The organism is Hydrogenophaga electricum (assembly GCF_030160815.1).
GTDB classification, from domain to species: Bacteria; Pseudomonadota; Gammaproteobacteria; order Burkholderiales; family Burkholderiaceae_C; genus Hydrogenophaga; species Hydrogenophaga electricum.
On sequence record NZ_BSPB01000001.1, the window covers coordinates 1 to 17,961 of the forward strand.

The following is a 17,961-nucleotide window of genomic DNA, read 5'->3' on the forward strand; positions in this document are numbered from 1 at the left end:
GCCGGGGGCGCTCGGTGGCGGGTGCGTCGCCCGCGGGGAGCGGCCGGCCGGCCAGCCGGTGCACCAGCCGTTCCAGCCACTGGCTGGCGTCGGCTTCGTGGTCGGGCTCGCAGTCGGTGCGCGGCAGCAGGCGCTGGCCGCCCAGGGTTTCCAGTCGCGCGTCCAGCTGGCGGCCGAAGCCGCAGAACTGGTCGTAGGCCGGGTCGCCGAAAGCGAGCACGGCGAATGGGGTGCCCGCCAGCGGCGGCGCGGCCTCGGCCTGCAACTGCGACCAGAAGCCCTGCGCGTGCTCCGGCGGTTCGCCGTCGCCGAAGGTGCTGGCCAGCAGCAGGATCTGTTGCGCCCCGGCGAGGCCGGCGGCGGGGAAGCGGTCCATGCCGCCCAGCGTGACCGCATGGCCTTCGGCGCGCAGGCGTTCGGCGCAGCGGGTGGCGAAGGCCTCGGCCTTGCCGGTCTGCGAAGCCCAGAGCACGGCCACGCCGGACAGCGCGGGGGCGGCCTCGGGCTGTTGGCCGGCCGCCGGCAGGACGCGGCCGGCTACCGATGGCGCAAGCCCGATGCGGACGGTGCTGTGCTTGAGCGCGGGCTGCAGGGACACCGGGTCGACGGCGTTGCCGGTCACGGCGTTGATGGCCAGGTTGTCGCCGAAGCAGTCGTTCCAGTGGAAGGGCACGAAACACTGGCCGCGCGGCACCCGGTCGGTCAGCCGGGCCGGCAGCACGGCCTGCCCGCGCCGTGAGCGCACCTGCACAGGCGCCTGCTCGGCCAGGCCGTGCGCGGCCGCGTCGTCGGGGTGGATCTCGATGAAAGGCCCCGGGTTGAGGCGATTGAGGGTGGTGATGCGGCCGGTCTTGGTGCGCGTGTGCCACTGGTGCTGCACGCGGCCGGTGTTGAGCACCAGGGGGTAGGCGTCGTCGGTGGTCTCGGCCGGTGGCTGGTGCGGGCAGGCGACGAAGCGGGCCTTGCCGCTGGGCGTGGCGAAGCGCAGGCCGCCGTCGACGCGGTAGCGGATCGGGTGGCGGCTGTGCGGATCGCCGGCTGGGCAGGGCCATTGCAGGGGGGCTTCGCGCAGGCGCTCGTGGCTCGCGCCGCCGATGTCGTAGCCGGTGGCCGGGTTGGCGAAGGCGCGGATTTCGTCGAACACCTCGGCCGCGCTGGTGTGGTTGAAGCCCTGCGTGTAGCCCATGGCGCGGGCCACGCGCACGATGAGGGCCCAGTCGGGCAGGGCGTCGCCCGGCGCGGCCACCGCCTGCGGCGCCAGCGTGAGGTTGCGCTCGGAATTGACCATCACGCCTTCGCCTTCGGCCCAGAGCGCGCCGGGCAGCAGGATGTCGGCGTGGCGGGTGGTTTCGGTGTCGAGGAAGGCGTCCTGCACGATCACGAGTTCGGCCGCCTGCAGGCCCGCGATCACGCGCTGCCGGTCCGGCACGGTGGCGACCGGGTTGGTGCAGATGATCCAGCAGGCCTTGACGTCGCCGGCGGCCAGGGCGTCGAACAGGGCCACGGTGCCCGGGCCGGCATCGGTGCGCAGGGTGCCCGGCGGCAGTTGCCAGTGGTCTTCGACGAAGCGGCGGTCGGCGGCGGACAAGGCCAAGCGCTGGCCCGGCAGGCCGGGGCCCATGTAGCCCATGTCGCGCCCGCCCATGGCGTTGGGCTGGCCGGTGAGCGAAAACGGGCCGCTGCCGGTGCGGCAGAGGGCGCCGGTGGCCAGGTGCAGGTTGCACACCGCGTGCGTGTGCGCCGTGCCCTGGGTGCTCTGGTTCAGGCCCATGGTCCAGCAGCTCATCCAGTTCGGGGCCTGGCCGATCCAGTCGGCCACCTGGCGGATCTGGGCTTCGGGCAGCCCGGTCAGGGCGGCCACGGTGGCTGGCGGGTAGTCGGCCAGCAGCGCGGGCATGGCGTCCCAGCCTTCGGTGTGGGCGGCGATGAAGGTCGGGTCGGTGTGGCCGTTGAGCACCAGCAGGTGCAGCAGGCCGTTGAGCAGGACCAGGTCGGTGCCGGGGCGGATCGGCAGGTGCAGGTGCGCCTTGTCGGCGGTGGGCGTGCGGCGTGGGTCGACCACGACCAGCTTTGCGCCCGCCTTGACGCGGTCCATCATGCGCAGGTACAGGATGGGGTGGCAGTCGGCCATGTTGGCGCCGATGACGAAGAACAGGTCGGCGTGGTCGAAATCGTCGTAGCTGCCAGGGGGCGCGTCGGCGCCGAAGCTGCCCTTGTAGCCGCTGCCCGCGCTGGCCATGCACAGCCGCGAGTTGGACTCGATGTGCGGTGTGCGGATGTAGCCCTTGGCCAGCTTGTTGGCCAGGTACTGCGCCTCCAGCGACATCTGGCCCGACACGTAGAGCGCCACGCTGTCGGGGCCGTGGGTGTCGATGGTGTGGCGCAGGCGCCGGGCGGTGTCGGCAATGGCCGCGTCCAGCGCCAGCGGCACCGGGTCCTGTGCACGGGCTTCGCGCACGAAGGCCTGCGTCAGCCGCCCGGGCGCGCTGAGCGCCTGCGCGCAGGTCTGGCCCTTGGTGCACAGGCGGCCACGGTTGGCGGGGTGGTCCGGGTCGCCGCGCACCTGGGCGACATGGCCATCGTCGCCCACGGTCATGACGATGCCGCAACCGACGCCGCAGTACGGGCAGACGCTGCGAACGGTTTTCATGCGCGCTTCAGGCCAGCAACCAGACCGCACCTTCGCGCGCCTGCACGGCGTAGGTCTGCAGCGTGGTGGTGGCGTCTTCCAGGCAGGCGCCGGTGCGCAGCGCGTAGTGCTGCTTGTAGATCGGCGAGGCGACCACGGGCTCGCCGCGCAGATCGCCCACGATGCCGCGCGAGAGCACGTTGGCGCCGCTGTGCGGGTCGTGGTTGTCCAGCGCATACAGGCTGTCGTCGCCGAGCCGGAAGACGGCGATCTGCCGCTCGCCGACCAGCGCGCAGACGCCGGTGTCGGGCAGGATGTCGGTGAGCGCGCAGATGCGCTGCCAGGCGGGGTGGGAGGTGTCCATGGGGGGCTGCTCCCGGGTCAGGCCGAGACCGGTTCGGTGGCGCGGCCGGCGGGCAGTGCCTGTTTTTCGGCGGCGGTGGCCGGGCGCGGCTGGCCGCGCTCCTGCACAAACACCACGTTGGGGTCGCCCGCGGCGCTGTTGACGAAGGTGCGCAGGCGCTGCAGCGTGGCCGGGGTTTCCAGGGCCACTTTCCATTCGTCGGCGTAGCTCGCCACGTGGTGCGCCATCTGGGCCTCCAGTTCGGCGCCCAGCCCCAGGCTGTCGGCCATCACCACGGCCTTGAGGTAGTCCAACCCGCCTTCGAGCTGGTCGCGCCAGGTGCTGGTGCGCTGCAGCCGGTCGGCGGTGCGGATGTAGAACATCAGGAAGCGGTCGATGCTGCGGATCAGCGTGGCCTCGTCGAGGTCGCTGGCCAGCAGTTCGGCGTGGCGCGGCTTGATGCCGCCGTTGCCGCACACATAGAGGTTCCAGCCGCGTTCGGTGGCGATGACGCCCACGTCCTTGCCCTGCGCTTCGGCGCATTCGCGCGTGCAGCCGGAGACGCCGAACTTGATCTTGTGCGGCGCGCGCAGGCCCTTGTAGCGGTGCTCCAGGCGCAGGGCCATGGCCACCGAGTCCTGCACGCCGTAGCGGCACCAGGTGCTGCCCACGCAGCTCTTGACCGTGCGCAGGCTCTTGCCGTAGGCGTGGCCGCTTTCGAAGCCGGCGTCGACCAGCTCGCGCCAGATCCGTGGCAACTGGTGCGCCTGCGCGCCGAACAGGTCGATGCGCTGGCCGCCGGTGATCTTGGTGTAGAGCCGGTAGCGCTTGGCTATGTCGCCGATGGTGATGAGCTGGTCCGGCGTGATCTCGCCGGCCGGCACACGCGGCACCACGGAGTAGGTGCCATCTTTCTGGATGTTGCCCAGGAAGTGGTCGTTGCTGTCCTGCAGCGGCGCGTTCTGCGGCGAGAGCACGAAGCCGTTCCAGCAACTGGCCAGGATGCTGGCCACCGTGGGCTTGCAGATGTCGCAGCCGTGGCCCTGGCCGTGCCGGGCGATGAGCTCGGAAAAGGTCTTGATCTCGCCCACCCGCACCAGGTGGTAGAGCGCCTGGCGCGAATGGGGGAAGTGTTCGCACAGGTGGTTGCTGACGGCCACGCCCTGGCGCGTGAGTTCGGCCTTGAGCACCTGCGTGACCATGGGCACGCAGCCGCCGCACGAGGTGCCGGCGCGGGTGCAGGCCTTCAGCGCACCGACGGTGTGGGCGCCGCCTTCGATGGCCGCGCAGAGCTGGGCCTTGCTGACGTTGTTGCACGAGCACAGCACGGCGTTGTCGGGCAGGGCATCCACACCCAGGCCGGGCTTGCCGCCTTCGGCCGCCGGCAGGATGAGCTGTTCGGGCGCGGCGGGCAGGGCGATGCCGTTGAGCACCATGGGCAGCAGCGTCGCGTATTCGGCCGCGTCGCCCACCAGCACTGCGCCCAGCAGGCGCTGGCCGTCCTCGCTGACCACCAGGCGCTTGTAGACCTGCTTGAGGTCGTCGGTGAAGCTCACGCTGCGGCAGCCGGGCGTGCGGCCGTGGGCGTCGCCGATGCTGGCCACGTCCACGCACATCAGCTTGAGCTTGGTGGACAGGTCGGCACCGTGGAACGCGGCGCCGGCTTCGCCGGCCACGTGCGCGGCCGCCACGCGTGCCATGTCGTAACCCGGTGCGACCAGGCCGAACACCTGCCCGTTCCAGGCGGCGCATTCGCCGATGGCATAGATGGCCGGGTCGCTGCTGCGGCACTGGTCGTCGATGGCCACGCCGCCGCGCGGGCCGATGGCCAGCGCGCACTGGCGCGCCAGCTCGTCGCGTGGCCGGATGCCGGCGGAGAACACGATCATGTCGGTCTCCAGGTGTGTGCCGTCGGCAAACACCATGCGGTGGCGCGCGGTGGCGCCGTCGGTGATGTCCACCGTGTTGCGGCCGGTGTGCACCTGCACGCCCAGCGCCTCGATCTTGTTGCGCAGCACCCGGCCGCCGGCCTCGTCGACCTGCACGCTCATCAGGCGCGGCGCGAACTCCACCACGTGTGTGGCCAGCCCGAGGTCGCGCAGCGCCTTGGCGCATTCCAGGCCGAGCAGGCCACCGCCGACGACCACGCCGCTTTGGGATACCGCCCCCGACGCCTGCATGCCTTCGAGGTCTTCGATGGTGCGGTAGACGTGGCAGTGCGCGCGGTCCCGCCCGGGCACGCCGGGCACGAACGGCGTGGAGCCGGTGGCCAGCACCAGGCGGTCGTAGGCAATGACCTCACCGTCGGCCAGCTGCAGCGTGCGCGCGCGGCGTTCGATCGCCACGACGCGGGCGTTCAGGCGCAGGCTCAGGCCGGGGCGGTCGTAGAAGCCGTCGGGCACCAGCGACAGCGCTTCGGCGCTGCGGCCACTGAAGAAGTCCGACAGGTGCACGCGGTCGTAGGCCGGGCGCGGCTCTTCGCCCAGCACGGTCACGCGCAACCCGGCGGCCGGCAGGTCGGGGCAGTGCTGCAGCAGCGCTTCGACGAAGCGGTGGCCGACCATGCCGTGGCCGGCCACGACGATGTGGGTGGGAGCGGAGGTTGTCGTCATGGGGTTGTCTCGGGCAAAAGGTTCACCGGGCGGCAGCCACCCTCATCCCCGGCAAACCGGGGATGGCGGGCGGGGGTGGGGCCGGAGGTCCCGGCGGGCGATCAGGCCTGCAGGGCCACCGGGGTGTCGGGCGTCGCGCGCGACGAGGGCGCGATCGGCTCGACCTTGCGCTGCTTCTCGTACAGGAAGCTCAGGATCTCCTGCCGGCAGCGGTTGTAGACCGCGTCTTCGGCCAGCGCGATGCGGTTGCGCGGGCGCGCCAGCGGCACGTCCATGATCTGGCCGATGGTGGCCCCCGGCCCGTTGGTCATCATCACCACGCGGTCGGACAGCAGCACCGCCTCGTCCACGTCGTGCGTGATCATCAGCACGGTGTTGCCGAGCTCGCTCTGGATGCGGATCACCTCGTCCTGCAGGTGCGCACGGGTCAGCGCGTCGAGCGCGCCGAAGGGCTCGTCCAGCAGCAGCACCTTGGGTTCCATCGCCAGCGCACGGGCAATGCCCACGCGCTGCTTCATGCCACCGGAAATTTCCGAGGGCAAGCGGTGCAGCGCATGGCCCATGTTCACCATCTCCAGGTTGTGCCGGATCCAGGCCTTGCGCTCGGACGGGGTCTTGGTGTCGCGGAAGATTTTGTCCACCGCCAGCTCGACGTTCTGCCACACGGTGAGCCAGGGCAGCAGCGAGTGGTTCTGGAACACCACGGCGCGGTCCGGGCCGGGGGCGCCGATCTCGCGGCCGTCGAGGATCACGCCCCCGGCGGTGGCGCGCAGCAGGCCGGCCACGATGTTGAGCACGGTGGACTTGCCGCAGCCGGAGTGGCCGATCAGCGAGATGAATTCGCCGCGCTGGACGTCGAGGTTGATGCCCTTGAGGACGGGGTTGACCGCGCCGTTGCGACCGGCAAAGCTCATGTCGACGTGTGAGAGGCTGAGGTAGGCGCTGCTCATGGTGAGGCTCCGTGAAGGTGTCCGGGGGGTCAGTGGGCCGCGGTGCCGCGGGTGACGAGGTGGCCGATCCAGGCCACGAGGCGGTCGAGCACGAAGCCGATCAGGCCGACGTAGAGCAGCGCCAGGATGATGTCGCTGATGCGCGAGGAGTTCCAGGCGTCCCAGATGAAGAAGCCGATGCCCACACCGCCGATCAGCATCTCGGCCGCCACGATGGCCAGCCACGACAGGCCGACCCCGATGCGCAGCCCCGAGAAGATGAAGGGGGCGGCGGCCGGCAGCATGATCTGGCCGAAGTACTCCAGGCCGTTGAGGCGGATCACCTTGGCCACGTTGCGGTAGTCCTCGGGGATGTTGCGGATGCCGATGGAGGTGTTGATGATGATCGGCCAGATCGCGGTGATGAAGATCACGAAGATGGCCGACGGGTTGCCGTCGCGAAAGCCCGCCAGCGAAATCGGCAGCCAGGCCAGTGGCGGCACGGTGCGCAGCACCTGGAAGATCGGGTCCAGCCCGCGCAGCGCCCAGGTCGACTGGCCCACCAGCACGCCCAGGCCCACGCCGACCACCACCGCCAATGCGTAGCCGTAGGCCACGCGCTTGAGGCTGGCCAGCAGTTGCCAGGCCATGCCCACGTCGTTGCCGCCGTTGTCGTAGAACGGGTCGATGATCAGCTCCCAGGTGTCGGCCACCACCTTGCTCGGTGGCGGCAGGGCGGCGCCGGGCCGACTGCCCAGCGCTTCCCAGATCAGCAGCAGCACGGCCAGGATGATCACCGGCGGCAGCACGTGGGTCACCAGCTTGCGCACGGTGTTGCCCAGCCAGGCCGGCGCGGCGGGAGCGGCCGCAGCCGTGGGGGTGAGCCGGATCGGCTCGATGGTGTCGGTCGTGGACATGGTGTTCCTCGTCGTGGAGCAGGGGGTGGGGTCAGGCCGACCTGGTGGCCTTGATGGACAGGCTTTCCAGGTACTTCTTCGGGTTGGCCGGATCGAAGACCTTGCCGTCGAAGAATTTCTCCACGCCGCGCGAGGTGGACGTGGGGATGTCCTTGGCGGCCACGCCCAGCTCCTTGGCGGCTTCGCGCCAGAGGTCTTCGCGGTTGACCTTGGCGATCAGGGCCTGGGTGTCCAGGTTGGTCGGCAGGTAACCCCAGCGCTGGTTTTCCGTGAGGAACCACAGGTCGTGGCTCTGGAACGGGTAGCTGGCGTGGTCTTTCCAGAAGCGCATCTGGAACTTGCTGTTCGTCTCCACGCGGCCGGTGCCGTAGTCGAAGTCGCCCTTGACGCGGTCGATCACGTCGGCCACCGGGGCGTTGATCCAGCGTCGGCGCGAACAGATCTCGGCCACCTCGGCGCGGTTGGCCGGGTCTTCGCACCACATCTGCGCCTCCATCACCGCCTTGAGCAGCGCTTTGGTGGCGTTGGGGTTGGCCTGCACGTAGTCGGCGCGCATGGCAAACGCCTTCTCCGGGTGGTTCATCCAGAGTTCGCTGGTGGTGATGGCGGTGTAGCCGATCTTCTGGTTGATGAGCTGCCGGTTCCAGGGCTCGCAGACGCAGAAGGTGTCCATGCTGCCGACCTTCATGTTGGCCACCATCTGGGCGGGCGGCACGACGATGGTGGAGATGTCCTTGTTCGGGTCCACGCCACCGGCGGCCATCCAGTAGCGGATCCACATGTCGTGCGTGCCGCCGGGGAAGGTCATGGCGGCGTTGACCGGCTTGCCGGTCTTCACGCGCTTGGCGAGCAGGGCCTTGGCGAAGACCTTGGTGTCCAGGCCGACCTTGAGGTCCTTGTACTCGTCTCCCACCGAGATGCACTGGCCGCCCAGGTTCAGGCGCGCCAGAATGGTCATCGGTACCGGCACGTTGTTGGCCGTGACCGCACCGGTGCTGATGAGGTAGGGCATGGGCGTGAGGATGTGGGCGCCATCGATGCCACCTTTGCCCGAGCCCAGCACCAGGTTGTCGCGCGTGGTGCCCCACGAGGATTGCTTGAGCACCTCCACCTCGGTCATGCCGTGCTTCTTGAAGAAGCCTTTTTCGTCGGCGACGAACAGCGGGGCCGCGTCGGTCAGGGCGATGAAGCCCAGCTTGGCGGTCTTGGTTTCCAGCGCGGTGGACGCACGGGCGGGCGCCATGAAGGCGTTGCCCAGCAGGGCGGCGCCTCCCAATGCCGAGGCTTTCTGGATGACGGCCCGGCGCGAGAAAGACGGGGTGTTCAAAGGCTGCTTCATGGTCGACTCCTGTGAGATGAACAAAATCGGAAGCCCAAAACGACAACGGCGCCCATCGCATCCCGGGCTGGAAGCCCGGAGAGCAATGGACGCCGTTGTCCGTGTCTGGGAAGACTGATGAGTACCTGGCCGTCGTTGGCTGGGTTGTGGCTCATCTAGCAGCTTGTGTGCCAGCCGATGGCTGTGCAGCGCTTCAGGCGATCAAATTTCGGAAAGATATTTGTTTTTGCAGGAGAAAATCCCGGAGGCGGCGTGTTTCTGCGGTCTGCCTGCCTGCGTCCTGCTGCGCCGTCGGGCGCTCAAACTGGTGCAGGCGCACGCAGTTTTTGTGCATGGCAGCACCCGTGTGAGGGCCGGGCTTCAGCGGGGACGGTCGGAGAGCACGTCGGCCATGGCGAGCACCGCGTCGGCCACGTCCACCAGGCGGCGGTTCTGGTTCATCGCCATCTGGCGCAGGGTCTTGTGCGCGTCTTCTTCGCTCAGGTGGCGGTGGGCCATGAGCAGGCCCTTGGCGCGTTCGATGAGCTTGCGCTCGTTCAGGCTGGCGCGCACGGTGTCGAGCTCGTCGCTCATGTGCTGGAGGCGGCGCGACTGGTCCTGCACCAGTTCGAGGATGGAGCGGTCCACCTGGGGGCCGTAGGCCTGCACCGCGCCCCCCGCTGCCGCCACGCTGGGGGGCAACGCGAGCAGGGGGTCTTCGCGGCTGTCGAAGAAGTCTGCCCGGTCCGGCAGGGCGTCGCGTTGCTCTGCCGCAACCTGTTCGAGCGTCGCCAGCTCGCGGCGCGTGGTGTCCAGCCGCTGCGTGCACAGCGTCAGCAGCTCGGCGGCCAGCGCGTCTTCAACCGCTTTCATCGCGTCGATGCGGGCGGTGCAGGCGTCGAACCAGGTCTGGCTCAGGTTCACGTCGAGGGCGCTGCCTGCCGGCATCGTGCCCAGGATGCGGCGCAGGCGCTCCAGCCCGGCCAGCACCTCGGGGCGCTGTGAGCGCTGCCATTCGGCCCGCAGGGTTTCGCTGGCGAAGTCGGTGAAGACCTGGAGGCAGCGTTCCTGCGATTCGACCAGGTCCAGCAGGTGGTGCTGCTCGTCCGGATCGGCCAGGCCGGAGGCGAACAGGCCCGAGCCCGTGGCCCGTTCCTGGCCGGCGAATTCCTTGCCCTGCATGAAGTTGAACAGCGCCACCAGGCGGCGGGAGATGTCCGGGTCGGGGGCGCTGTCGGCGGCTTCGAACACCACGGCCAGCAGGCCGTTGATCAGGCGCACGAAGGCGGCGGTGGTCTGCTGTGCGCTCAGCGCGCCGGCCGCGACACGCCCGCGCAGGCGGGGCAGGGCGTCCAGCCCCTGGAGCACGTAGGCGATGCGGCTGAACAGGCGGGCGCCGTTGGCGGTCTGCAGCGACTGGGTGTCAAGCTGGTCGAAGCAGGCCTGCACCTCGGCCTGCAACTGCTCGCACTGGGTGATCTGCCCAGTGCGCTCGGTCTGCCAGCGTCTGCCCTGGGAGCCGACATACAGATTGGACAGGCCCCGTTCGCGCTGCAGCGCGTGCACCAGCCGCCCGGTCGCATTGACCAGGGCGCTCGTCAGCGCCAGTTGCTGCAGGCCGGCGATTTCGCATCGCCGCGCCTCGATGAGGAAAGACAGGCCCGATTTCATGGTGCAGGTGGCATCGCAGGGAGGTGGAATGACGCCAGCAACATGCGTGCCGCCTGAATCGGGCGGCTTGGTTCGGACGGCCCGGGTCAGGCGGGCGACATGCCGTTGCGCTGCTTGATGGCCGCGGTGTCGGGCGAGACCAGGAACTGCAGGAACGCCTGCACGGCCTGGGCCTGGGGCGAGGCCGTGGCCTGGGCGGCCGAGAACGTGGTGACGATCTGCACCGCTTCGGGCAGACCGCCCAGCAGGTCGATGCCCGGCAGGCTCATGAGCTCGCTCAGTTGCTGGAAGCCCAGCGCCACGTCGCCGCTGGCCACCAGCGAGCCCACCGGCACGCCGGGCGGCGGCGTCACGATGCGGCTCTGGACCACGTCGGCGATGCCCCAGCGCTCGAACAGCCGGGCCAGTTGCACACCGCTGGGACCGGTGGAGTAACCGAGCGTGGGGGCGGCCAGCACCGCCTGTTTGAGGGCTTCTTCGGTCGCGATGTCGGGACGCGGCGCGCCGGCTTTGATGGCCACGGCCACCGGCGAGCGCACCATGTCGATGCGGCTGGCGCCCACCACGTGGCCGCCAGCGGCGAGCTTTTCGATCGCGTCGGCCGCGAGCGCCACGACGTCGAACACCTCGCCGGCCTGCACGCGCTTGGCGGCGTCGACGCCGCCGACCGATTCCACCACCACCTCGTGGTCCGGGTGCAGCTCGGTATAGCGGGCGGTCAGTTCGGCCAGCAGCTTCTTGGTGGCCATGGAAGAAATGAGGGTGATGCGGACGCTCATGGGCAAGGCAATCGATGCGGTACAGGGTGGCGGGGAAGGCCGCATTATGCGGATGGTCGGGGCCGCGCACGTACACTCGCGGCCCATGCGGATCCTGGGAATCGAATCCTCCTGCGACGAAACCGGTGTGGCCCTGGTCGATGCCAGCGGCAGCGGCGTGCCGCGCCTGCTCGGCCACGCCTTGCACAGCCAGATCGAGATGCACCAGGCCTACGGCGGCGTGGTGCCCGAGCTCGCCAGCCGCGACCACATCCGGCGCGTGCTGCCGCTGACCGACGCCGTGCTCGAACAGGCCGGCCTGCCGCTGTCGGCGGTGGACGCGGTGGCCCACACCCGGGGGCCCGGGCTGGCGGGCGCGCTGCTGGTCGGTTCGGGCGTGGCCTGCGCGCTCGGCATGGCGCTGGGCAAACCGGTGATCGGCGTGCACCACCTGGAAGGCCATCTGCTGTCGCCATTCCTCAGCGCCGACCCGCCCGCATTCCCCTTCGTGGCGCTGCTGGTTTCGGGTGGTCACACGCAACTGATGCGCGTCGACGGCGTCGGGCGCTATGAACTGCTGGGCGAGACCATCGACGACGCCGCCGGCGAAGCCTTCGACAAATCGGCCAAGCTGCTGGGTCTGGGCTACCCGGGCGGGCCGGCGCTGTCGCGGCTGGCGCAGTCCGGCGACGGCAAGGCCTACGCTTTTCCGCGGCCGCTGCTGCACAGCGGCGATCTGGACTTTTCTTTTGCCGGCCTCAAGACGGCCGTGCTCACCCAGGTCAAGCGCCTGGCGCACGCGGCACCCGAAGGCCCCGCCACCGCCCACCTGGCCGACCCGCTGAGTGCGCAGCAGAAGGCCGACGTGGCGGCCAGCGTGCAGGCTGCCATCGTCGACGTGCTGGTGAAAAAGGCGCTGGCGGCGTTGCAGGCCACCGGCCTGCGGCGGCTGGTGGTGGCTGGCGGGGTGGGGGCCAATGCGCTGCTGCGCCAGGAACTGAACGCGGCCTGCCAGCGGCGCGGCGTGCGGGTCCACTACCCCGAACTGCACCTGTGCACCGACAACGGCGCCATGATCGCGCTGGCGGCCGGCTTGCGCGCGCAGGCCGGTTTGCTGCCGCCGGTGGTGGACGCGGCGTCCAGCTACCGTTTCGACGTGCGCCCGCGCTGGCCTTTGGCCGAGCTGGCGGCGCTCTCGACCGTCGGGGCCTGACAGCGCCTGGGCGCAAGTCGGTTCTGTAATTATGAATTACACTGCGCCTCCCTGAAGCCAGGGCCTGGTGTCCACCAGGCCGGCAAAGAAGGTGCCGGGGCGCGTGTTCGCACAGGCCCCGATCCGTTGGAGAGACCGTTTTCATGCAACGCCTTGCTTTTTTCCGCCGCCGTTTCCTGGCGGCCCTGTTTGCCGGCGCCCTGACCGGGGCGGCTGCCCAGGCCCAGCCCGCTGCGTCTGCGGACGCGGCGCCGATCCGCATCGCCATGATCGAAGGCCTGTCCGGCCCCATGGCCAATACCGGGGAGGCGGTGTACCGCAATCTGGTCTGGGCGACCGAGCGCGTCAACGCCCGGGGCGGCGTGAAGCTGCCGGGTGGCAGCCGGCCGCTGGAGATCGTGCGCTTTGACAGCAAAGGGCAGACCGAAGAGGCGCTGTCCGGCCTGCGTGCGGCCATTGACCGGGGCATCGGCGTGGTGGTGCAGGGCAATTCGTCCGCCGCCGCTGCCGGTCTGATCGACGCCATCACCAAGCACAACGAGCGCGATCCGTCGCGGCGCGTGGTGTTCCTCAACTACTCGGCGGTCGATCCGCTGCTGACCAACGAGCGCTGCAGCTACTGGCACTTCCGCTTCGACGCGCATGCCGACATGCGCCTGTCGGCGCTGATGAGCGTGCTGCGCGAGGACAAGGCGCTCAAGAGCATTTACCTGATCGGGCAGGACTATTCGTTTGGCCAAGCGGTGTTGCGCGAAGGGCGCAGGCAACTGGCCGCGCAGCGCCCCGACGTGAAGATCGTCGGTGACGAACTGCACCCCATGGCTCGCGTGAAGGACTTTGCGCCCTACGCGGCCAAGATCAAGGCCAGCGGCGCCCAGGCGGTGCTCACGGGCAACTGGGGCAACGACCTGACGCTGCTGGTCAAGGCGGCGCGCGAGGCCGGCTTCGATGGCACCTTCTACACCTTCTACGGCAACGCACTGGGCGCCCCGGCGGCCATGGGCGACGCCGGCATCGGCAAGGTGGTGGCGGTGGCCGACTGGTTCCCGAACGTGCCGACCAAAGCATCCGAGACCTTCTACCAGGCATTTCGCCAGCGCTTCCCGAATCCGGCCGACGACTACGTGCACATGCGCATGCAGCTCATGATCGAAGCCCTGGCCCAGGCCATCGAGCGCGCGGGCTCGGTCGAAGCGGGCGCGATCGCCGCCCAACTGGAAAAGGCGGAGGTCACGCTGGCGGGCCAGACGGCACGCATGCGGGCCGCCGACCACCAGGTGCAGCAGACGCTGGCGGTCGCCGTGATGGACCGCCAGGGCGCGCCGGGCGTCCGGTTCGATGTCGAAGGGTCCGGTTACGGCTTCCGCATCATCCGGCAACTGACCCCGGAACAGGCCGAAATGCCGCACCAGTGCGCGATGCAGCGGCCCTGAGTCCGGGTGCTCCGGGGGGGGCGCAGGCTGCAGCCTGGTGTCTTGGCCAGGCCTGCAGACGCGCACCGCCCGGGAAGGGGCGGCCCGCTTGAACACGGCGTGCCAGCACTGGCATGATCGCTGCTTTGTGCGGGAGTTTTCATGCGTGAGGTCGTGCAAAGCCTGGAAGAGTCGCGGATCCGCGAAGTGGCCAACGAAGGCCTGGGCCGCGAGGGCGTGCTCAAGTTCTGGTTCGGCGAAAGTGACGAGGTCACGCCCGAGATCATCCGGGAGGCGGCCATCGCCTCCCTGCAGGCCGGCGAAACCTTCTACGCCCACAACCTGGGCCTGCCGGAGCTTCGCCACGCCATCGCCGGCTACACACACCACCTCCACCCGGGGCAGCACACCGATGCGTGGTTCGACCGCATCGCGGTCACGTCCGGGGGCGTCAACGGCCTGATGCTGGCGGTGCAGGCGGTGGTGGACGCGGGCGACGAGGTCGTCATCGTCACACCGGTCTGGCCCAACCTGGTGGCGCAGCCGCGCATTCTCGGTGCCCGGGTGCGCACGGTGCCGCTGGTGGTGGACGACCGCGGCGCCTGGTGCCTGGACATGCCGGCCCTGCTGGCCGCCATCACCCCGGCGACGCGGCTGCTGATCGTCAACGCACCCAACAACCCCACGGGCTGGACGCTCTCGGCCGACGAGCAGGCCACCATCCTGGCGCACTGCCGCGGCACCGGCACCTGGGTGCTGGCCGATGAGGTGTACGAGCGCCTGTACTACGCCGGCGACACCGCCAACGGCGCCGCGCCCAGCTTTCTGGATGTGGCCCGGCCGGACGACCGCCTGATCGTGGCGCACAGCTTTTCCAAGAGTTTTCTCATGACCGGCTGGCGCCTGGGCTGGCTGGTGCTGCCGCCGACGATGACGCCGGTCATGGGCAAATTGATCGAGTTCAACACCTCCTGCGCGCCGGTGTTTGTGCAACGGGGTGCCACGGTGGCGCTGCAATACACCGAGGACATCACCCCGGCGCTGGTGCGCCACCTGCAGCGCTGCCGCGACACCTTGATCCCCTTGCTGGCGGCGTTGCCTGGGGTGACGCTGGCCAATCCGCCAGGCGGCATGTACGCCTTTTTCCGCGTGGAGGGCCAGGGCGATTGCCTGGAACTGGCCAAGCGCCTGGTGCGCGAAGCCGGACTCGGCTTGGCGCCCGGCAGTGCGTTCGGCGCCGAGGCGACGGGCTGGCTGCGCTGGTGTTTTGCCAGCCGTGATTTGGGGCGGCTGACCGAAGGGGTGGAACGCCTGCGCCGCTGGCTGGCCGTCCAGCCCGGTACCCACGGCACTGGGCTATAATTGCCGGTTGCCGCCGATTCGGATGGCAAGTTCACGCCCGTTGCGGCCGTGTGCGGGGTTGTCCGGCACGTGCGCGCTGCGATGGGTCGCCTGTCCCTGTAAAGGAATCACCATGATCGACAAACAAGTCAAGGCCGACGTCATTGCGGCCAACGCCCGTGCAGCCGCCGATACCGGCAGCCCGGAAGTGCAAGTGGCCATCCTGACCGCTCGCATCAACGAACTCACCCCCCACTTCAAGCAGCACGCCAAGGATCACCATGGTCGCCGCGGCCTGCTGCGCATGGTCAGCCGCCGTCGCAAGCTGCTGGACTACCTCAAGACCAAGGACGCTGACCGCTACGTGGCCCTGATCAAGAAGCTGGGCCTGCGCAAGTAATCGCACGGGTCCGGATGCTCGAAACGCCTGGGTTGGTTCGCTGGCTCAGGCGTTTTGCGCTTCATTCCTTCGGAGATTCCGCACGACGAGCGAAGCTGTGTCATTCCAAGGGGGCTGAAGCCGGCTTCGGCCGCTGTTTTTCAGTCCCTCTGGAATGGCATCGTGTTCCGAACGTGGTGTTTCCGGGCTCCGGGTGCTGCCTCAGGCACCCAATCAACAGGAGATATCCATGACGATGTTCAACAAAGTCACCAAGACCTTCCAGTGGGGCCAGCACACGGTCCGCATGGAAACCGGCGAAATCGCCCGTCAGTCCAGCGGCGCCGTGCTGCTCGACATGGATGGCACCGTGGTGCTGGCCACCGTGGTGGCGCGCAAGGAAGCCAAGGCCGGCCAGGACTTCTTCCCGCTGACCGTTGACTACCTCGAAAAGTCGTACGCTGCCGGCAAGATCCCGGGCAGCTTCTTCAAGCGCGAAGGCCGCCCCAGCGAGTTCGAGACGCTGACCAGCCGCCTGATCGACCGCCCGATCCGCCCGCTGTTCCCGGAAGGCTTCTTCAACGAAGTCCAGGTCGTCATCCACACGGTGTCGTTGAATCCCGAAGTGGACGCTGACATCGCGGCCATGATCGCCACCTCGGCGGCCCTGTCGGTGTCCGGCATCCCCTTCAACGGCCCGATCGGCGCCGCCCGCGTGGGCTACGTCAACGGCCAGTACGTGCTCAATCCGGGTCAGACCGAGCGCCAGAACAGCCAGATGGATCTGGTGGTGGCGGGCACGCAGGCTGCGGTGCTGATGGTCGAATCTGAAGCCCAGCAACTGTCGGAAGAGATCATGCTGGGCGCTGTGGTGTTCGGCCACGAGCAGGGCAACATCGCCATCGCCGCCATCAATGAACTGGTGCGCGATGCGGGCAAGCCCGAATGGAGCTGGCAGCCGCCGGCCAAGGACGAGCCGCTGATCGCCAAGGTGGAAGCCCTGGGCAAGGCCAAGCTCGAAGCCGCCTATCAGATCCGCAACAAGCAGGCCCGCACGCAAGCCTGCCGCGAAGCCTATGCCGCGGTCATGGATGGCCTGAAGGCCGAAGGCGTCGAATTCGACGGCGTGGCCGTCGAAGGCCTTCTGTTCAACATCGAAGCCGCGATCGTCCGTGGCCAGATCCTGGCCGGTGAGCCGCGCATCGACGGTCGCGATACCCGCACCGTGCGTCCCATCGAAATTCGCAACAGTGTGCTGCCGCGCACCCACGGCTCGGCCCTGTTCACCCGCGGTGAAACCCAGGCCCTGGTGGTTGCCACGCTCGGTACCGACCGCGACGCCCAGCGCATCGACGCGCTGGCCGGCGAGTTCGAAGACCGCTTCATGCTGCACTACAACATGCCGCCGTTCGCCACTGGCGAAACCGGTCGCGTGGGCAGCCCCAAGCGCCGCGAAATCGGCCACGGCCGTCTGGCCAAGCGCGCCCTGGTGGCCGCGCTGCCGAGCAAGGAAGACTTCCCCTACACCATCCGTGTGGTCTCGGAAATCACCGAATCCAATGGCTCCTCGTCGATGGCTTCTGTTTGCGGTGGCTGCCTGGCCCTGATGGATGCCGGCGTGCCCATGAAGGCACACGTGGCTGGTATCGCCATGGGTCTGATCAAGGAAGGTAACCGCTTTGCGGTGCTGACCGACATCTTGGGCGATGAGGACCACCTGGGCGACATGGACTTCAAGGTGGCTGGTACCACCAATGGCGTGACCGCTCTGCAGATGGACATCAAGATCCAGGGTATCACCAAGGAAATCATGCAGGTCGCCCTGGCCCAGGCCAAGGAGGCGCGCATGCACATCCTGGGCAAGATGCAGGAAGCCATGGGCGAAGCCAAGACCGAGGTGAGCAACTTCGCGCCCAAGCTCTACACCATGAAGATCAATCCGGAGAAGATCCGTGACGTGATCGGCAAGGGTGGCGCCGTGATCCGCGCGCTGACCGAAGAGACCGGCACCCAGATCAACATCGACGAAGACGGCACCATCACCATCGCCTCCACCGATGGTGCCAAGGCCGACGAAGCCAAGCGCCGCATCGAGCAGATCACGGCCGAAGTCGAAATCGGCAAGGTCTACGAAGGCCCGATCACCAAGATCCTGGACTTCGGCGCCCTGGTGAACCTGTTGCCCGGCAAGGACGGTCTGCTGCACATCAGCCAGATCGCCCACGAGCGCGTCGAGAAGGTCACGGACTACCTCAAGGAAGGCCAGATCGTGAAGGTCAAGGTGCTCGAGACCGACGAAAAGGGACGCGTCAAGCTGTCCATGAAGGCCCTGCTGGATCGTCCGGAGCGTGCCGAACGCCCGGAGCGCGCTGAACGCGCACCGGCGGACATGGAGGCTGCCCAGCAGCAACAGCAACAGCAGCAATAAGCGGCAGGCCG

At 68.8% G+C, this 17,961-nt stretch carries 13 protein-coding genes; 5 read left to right on the plus strand and 8 right to left on the minus strand.

What is annotated here, in order from left to right:
* The 8 genes from QQK43_RS00005 to QQK43_RS00040 all read right to left on the minus strand — a co-directional run.
* Positions 1-2,650: bifunctional nitrate reductase/sulfite reductase flavoprotein subunit alpha (locus QQK43_RS00005; RefSeq protein WP_284306104.1), on the minus strand; the 2,650-nt coding region annotated here is incomplete at its 3' end.
* A 7-nt stretch (positions 2,651-2,657) separates the two neighbouring features.
* The gene (gene nirD, locus QQK43_RS00010) at positions 2,658-2,993 is read right to left on the minus strand and encodes a nitrite reductase small subunit NirD (protein ID WP_234265692.1); all 336 of its coding nucleotides are present in this window, start codon (positions 2,991-2,993) and stop codon (positions 2,658-2,660) included.
* Positions 2,994-3,010: 17 nt separating this feature from the next.
* Entirely contained in the window at positions 3,011-5,584 is a 2,574-nt protein-coding gene (nirB, locus tag QQK43_RS00015) for a nitrite reductase large subunit NirB (protein ID WP_284306105.1), read from the minus strand.
* 101 nt (positions 5,585-5,685) lie between these two features.
* The gene (locus QQK43_RS00020; RefSeq protein WP_284306106.1) at positions 5,686-6,534 is read right to left on the minus strand and encodes an ABC transporter ATP-binding protein; all 849 of its coding nucleotides are present in this window, start codon (positions 6,532-6,534) and stop codon (positions 5,686-5,688) included.
* A 29-nt stretch (positions 6,535-6,563) separates the two neighbouring features.
* On the minus strand, positions 6,564-7,430 hold the full coding sequence (gene ntrB, locus QQK43_RS00025) for a nitrate ABC transporter permease (protein ID WP_234265695.1): 867 nt from the start codon (positions 7,428-7,430) through the stop codon (positions 6,564-6,566).
* Positions 7,431-7,461: 31 nt separating this feature from the next.
* Positions 7,462-8,769 (minus strand): CmpA/NrtA family ABC transporter substrate-binding protein, encoded by a 1,308-nt coding sequence (locus QQK43_RS00030; protein WP_284306107.1) that lies wholly within the window; start codon positions 8,767-8,769, stop codon positions 7,462-7,464.
* Positions 8,770-9,129: 360 nt separating this feature from the next.
* Complete coding sequence (locus QQK43_RS00035) at positions 9,130-10,419, minus strand: nitrate regulatory protein (protein WP_234265697.1); 1,290 nt, start codon at positions 10,417-10,419, stop codon at positions 9,130-9,132.
* Between the two features lie 86 nt (positions 10,420-10,505).
* Entirely contained in the window at positions 10,506-11,198 is a 693-nt protein-coding gene (locus tag QQK43_RS00040) for a substrate-binding domain-containing protein (RefSeq protein ID WP_234265698.1), read from the minus strand.
* Positions 11,199-11,283: 85 nt separating this feature from the next.
* On the opposite strand from QQK43_RS00040, the gene tsaD reads away from it, so the two are divergent.
* The 5 genes from tsaD to pnp all read left to right on the plus strand — a co-directional run bounded on the left by tsaD (position 11,284) and on the right by pnp (position 17,950).
* Entirely contained in the window at positions 11,284-12,390 is a 1,107-nt protein-coding gene (gene tsaD / locus QQK43_RS00045; RefSeq protein ID WP_284306108.1) for a tRNA (adenosine(37)-N6)-threonylcarbamoyltransferase complex transferase subunit TsaD, read from the plus strand.
* A gap of 143 nt (positions 12,391-12,533) precedes the next feature.
* Positions 12,534-13,823: a branched-chain amino acid ABC transporter substrate-binding protein gene (locus QQK43_RS00050; protein ID WP_284306109.1), complete on the plus strand. Its 1,290-nt coding sequence runs from the start codon at positions 12,534-12,536 to the stop codon at positions 13,821-13,823.
* Between the two features lie 141 nt (positions 13,824-13,964).
* On the plus strand, positions 13,965-15,164 hold the full coding sequence (locus QQK43_RS00055) for a pyridoxal phosphate-dependent aminotransferase (RefSeq protein WP_284306111.1): 1,200 nt from the start codon (positions 13,965-13,967) through the stop codon (positions 15,162-15,164).
* A gap of 112 nt (positions 15,165-15,276) precedes the next feature.
* The gene (gene rpsO / locus QQK43_RS00060) at positions 15,277-15,543 is read left to right on the plus strand and encodes a 30S ribosomal protein S15 (RefSeq protein WP_234265702.1); all 267 of its coding nucleotides are present in this window, start codon (positions 15,277-15,279) and stop codon (positions 15,541-15,543) included.
* Positions 15,544-15,772: 229 nt separating this feature from the next.
* Positions 15,773-17,950, plus strand: coding sequence for a polyribonucleotide nucleotidyltransferase (pnp, locus tag QQK43_RS00065; RefSeq protein WP_234265703.1), 2,178 nt, complete (start codon positions 15,773-15,775; stop codon positions 17,948-17,950).
* Positions 17,951-17,961 lie beyond the last annotated feature (11 nt).

Bases quoted from the DNA above. Each gene is read 5' to 3' on its own strand.
- QQK43_RS00030 (WP_284306107.1), bottom strand. From the start codon at position 8,769: ATGAAGCAGCCTTTGAACACCCCGTCTTTCTCGCGCCGGGCCGTCATC.
- QQK43_RS00050 (WP_284306109.1), top strand. From the start codon at position 12,534: ATGCAACGCCTTGCTTTTTTCCGCCGCCGTTTCCTGGCGGCCCTGTTT.
- QQK43_RS00020 (WP_284306106.1), bottom strand. From the start codon at position 6,534: ATGAGCAGCGCCTACCTCAGCCTCTCACACGTCGACATGAGCTTTGCC.
- QQK43_RS00040 (WP_234265698.1), bottom strand. From the start codon at position 11,198: ATGAGCGTCCGCATCACCCTCATTTCTTCCATGGCCACCAAGAAGCTG.
- nirB (WP_284306105.1), bottom strand. From the start codon at position 5,584: ATGACGACAACCTCCGCTCCCACCCACATCGTCGTGGCCGGCCACGGC.
- ntrB (WP_234265695.1), bottom strand. From the start codon at position 7,430: ATGTCCACGACCGACACCATCGAGCCGATCCGGCTCACCCCCACGGCT.
- nirD (WP_234265692.1), bottom strand. From the start codon at position 2,993: ATGGACACCTCCCACCCCGCCTGGCAGCGCATCTGCGCGCTCACCGAC.
- tsaD (WP_284306108.1), top strand. From the start codon at position 11,284: ATGCGGATCCTGGGAATCGAATCCTCCTGCGACGAAACCGGTGTGGCC.
- QQK43_RS00035 (WP_234265697.1), bottom strand. From the start codon at position 10,419: ATGAAATCGGGCCTGTCTTTCCTCATCGAGGCGCGGCGATGCGAAATC.
- rpsO (WP_234265702.1), top strand. From the start codon at position 15,277: ATGATCGACAAACAAGTCAAGGCCGACGTCATTGCGGCCAACGCCCGT.
- QQK43_RS00055 (WP_284306111.1), top strand. From the start codon at position 13,965: ATGCGTGAGGTCGTGCAAAGCCTGGAAGAGTCGCGGATCCGCGAAGTG.
- pnp (WP_234265703.1), top strand. From the start codon at position 15,773: ATGACGATGTTCAACAAAGTCACCAAGACCTTCCAGTGGGGCCAGCAC.